Annotated in this window: 1 protein-coding gene; it reads right to left on the reverse strand. The window is 53.5% G+C overall.

Going from position 1 to position 2170, the window contains the following annotated elements; genetic code table 11:
* Positions 1-170: 170 nt before the first annotated feature.
* Positions 171-1202 (reverse strand): protein rep, encoded by a 1032-nt coding sequence (locus PPTH39_RS23410; RefSeq protein ID WP_178113950.1) that lies wholly within the window; start codon positions 1200-1202, stop codon positions 171-173.
* Positions 1203-2170 lie beyond the last annotated feature (968 nt).

A 2170-nucleotide genomic window follows, 5' to 3' on the forward strand; every position in this document is an offset into this window, starting at 1 on the left:
ACGGATCAAGGGCGCACTTACGCAAACTTCGTTTGCATGCGGATCAAAATCCAAAGCAGATCAAAAGCGGATACATGAGTCGGACAGGAAATGTTTTGTACGGACGGCCTGCACGCAGTCGATCCCCACAAAACCCTGATCAGGGCTGTGCCCCGATACCCCGTTGAGAGTCAGCGAGCTGGTTTGTCGCCGTTGGGTGCGCGGCGATATCGGCGCTCTACTTCCCGCCAGTTGAAAGCCAACCGAGAACCGTCGTCTTCGCCTTCTTCAGCGCCGCCTCTCTTAACCAAATCCGAATCAGTTTCCTCATCGACACGGAGTACCTTTTTCAAAACGCCACCGGTTGCCACAAAGCGGCGCTTGTGGGATTGGCGCGTCAATTCCAAAAACCAATCAGGATCGTTTGTCATGTCAGACGGTTTAACGCTGTACTTCAGCGTTTCCGAAACCGCGCGTTGTAGCGCAGCCCCTCCCACCTCCGTCCCGGTCTCTGAGCTCCGATCTTTAATCGCTTGAACGTGCACACCGCTTGGCGAGATCGTCGGATCGCGCATGCATTCCTGCCAAATCTCAACCCAGCGGGCATGCTTAACGTATTTCGATCCAGACAGCATCGAAGGCGGGACCATCAGCAAAACGTGAAAATGCGGGTGCGCCTCCCCAATCGCACTCCGAGTTACCTCGGTAGTCCGTACCCAACCAATCACCGCTTTTAACTCTTTTCGCGCCTGGAGTCGGTTCCACCCGGCATTCATCGCCGTAAGAGTCGCTCCAAGCTCGCCTATGGGGCAATTGGGCACAGTCAGGGTCAGGAATAGCCAGCGAGCCTTAGGATGCTCTAGAACGATCTGAGGGAGAGATTGGTGAAACCGAGCCTGCCACATGAGCGAGCGCCTCCACTGACACACCGGGCAATGACGTACCCGGCAAAAGTACGCCGTACGCAAACGTAGGGCATTCACTGATGTTTCAGGGTTGAGAACCCAACCAAACAGCAATAACCCCCCACAGTCGGACATTCGAGCGGCGTAGCGCTCAAATTCTAGAGCGCTGGCATAAATCCCACCCACATCGTCAGATTGACCTCTGTGAATGTCCCACGGGACATCATTCGGACTGTAATCGGAAAGCCCGTCGCGGGGCTGTTCAAGCGCAATAATTTCGCTAGAATGGACAGACGTGGAAGCGGTAACGTTTTCCATGGAAAACCCTAGATATCTTGGACCTCGAAGACCCACGATTCTGGGGTTTTTCTTTTTACGCGTCAAATAACCCTCAAAGCCACGGTCCACAAGGGTTGTAGCCGCTTTTTGCACCCTTGAATTACCATCGTAAGTATCAAGTAAAGGAAATCGGCCTCTCCGACGCCCGTTTTTCGACCCCTCCAAGCACCGCCAAAAAGCCAAAAACAGATCGTCTCCGACGGCCCTTCGGGACTGCTCGCCACGTGGCAGGCGGTCGGGGGAAGAGCACCCCCAACCACCAGCCCGGAGCATTGGGGCACTGCGAGGCATCAAGGGGCTTTCGCGGCATATCCTTGCCCGTTCCGGTCTGCGGTATTCCACGTCCCCTTGACCCCTCTCCGTTTTGATTTTTTCCTGCAGCCCCGGGTTTCACCAGGGCGAGTTTTTCCGCCCTGGTGAAACCCGGGGGGACAAACGAAGTGCGTCAGGATTTTTAACCAGGTACACAACTCAACGGGGTATCGGGGCACAGCCCTGATCAGGGTTTTGTGGGGATCGACTGCGTGCAGGCGGTGGCCACAAAACATTTCCTGTCCGTTTTTTAGATTTGAATTCAATTCGTTTTTTAAGATCCGATTAAATTCTTAATTTAGTTTTGTTTTCCGAATTCAAAACTCACTTAAAACCAAGAGCCCACGGCAGCAGGGGAGAGTTTTCAAAATGCCTACATTTTGTAGCACTCTCCCTATCCTGCATCCTCTCTGCATCCTCTCTGCTCTGGCCTTTGACCTTCGCTGTTTCCCTCCGCTTTTTTGAACAGGGCGCGCTTAGTTGTTTCTACGAAACGCGCGGATCAAAAACGGATCAAGGGCGCACTTACGCAAACTTCGTTTGCATGCGGATCAAAATCCAAAGCAGATCAAAAGCGGATACATGAGTCGGACAGGAAATGTTTTGTACGGACGGCCTGCACGCAGTCGATCCCC

Origin of the sequence: Pseudomonas bubulae, assembly GCF_900618535.1 — a bacterium.
Taxonomy (GTDB): domain Bacteria; phylum Pseudomonadota; class Gammaproteobacteria; order Pseudomonadales; family Pseudomonadaceae; genus Aquipseudomonas; species Aquipseudomonas bubulae.

Excerpts from the sequence above, each read along its gene's own strand:
- PPTH39_RS23410 (WP_178113950.1), bottom strand. The coding sequence starts at position 1,202 with ATGGAAAACGTTACCGCTTCCACGTCTGTCCATTCTAGCGAAATTATT.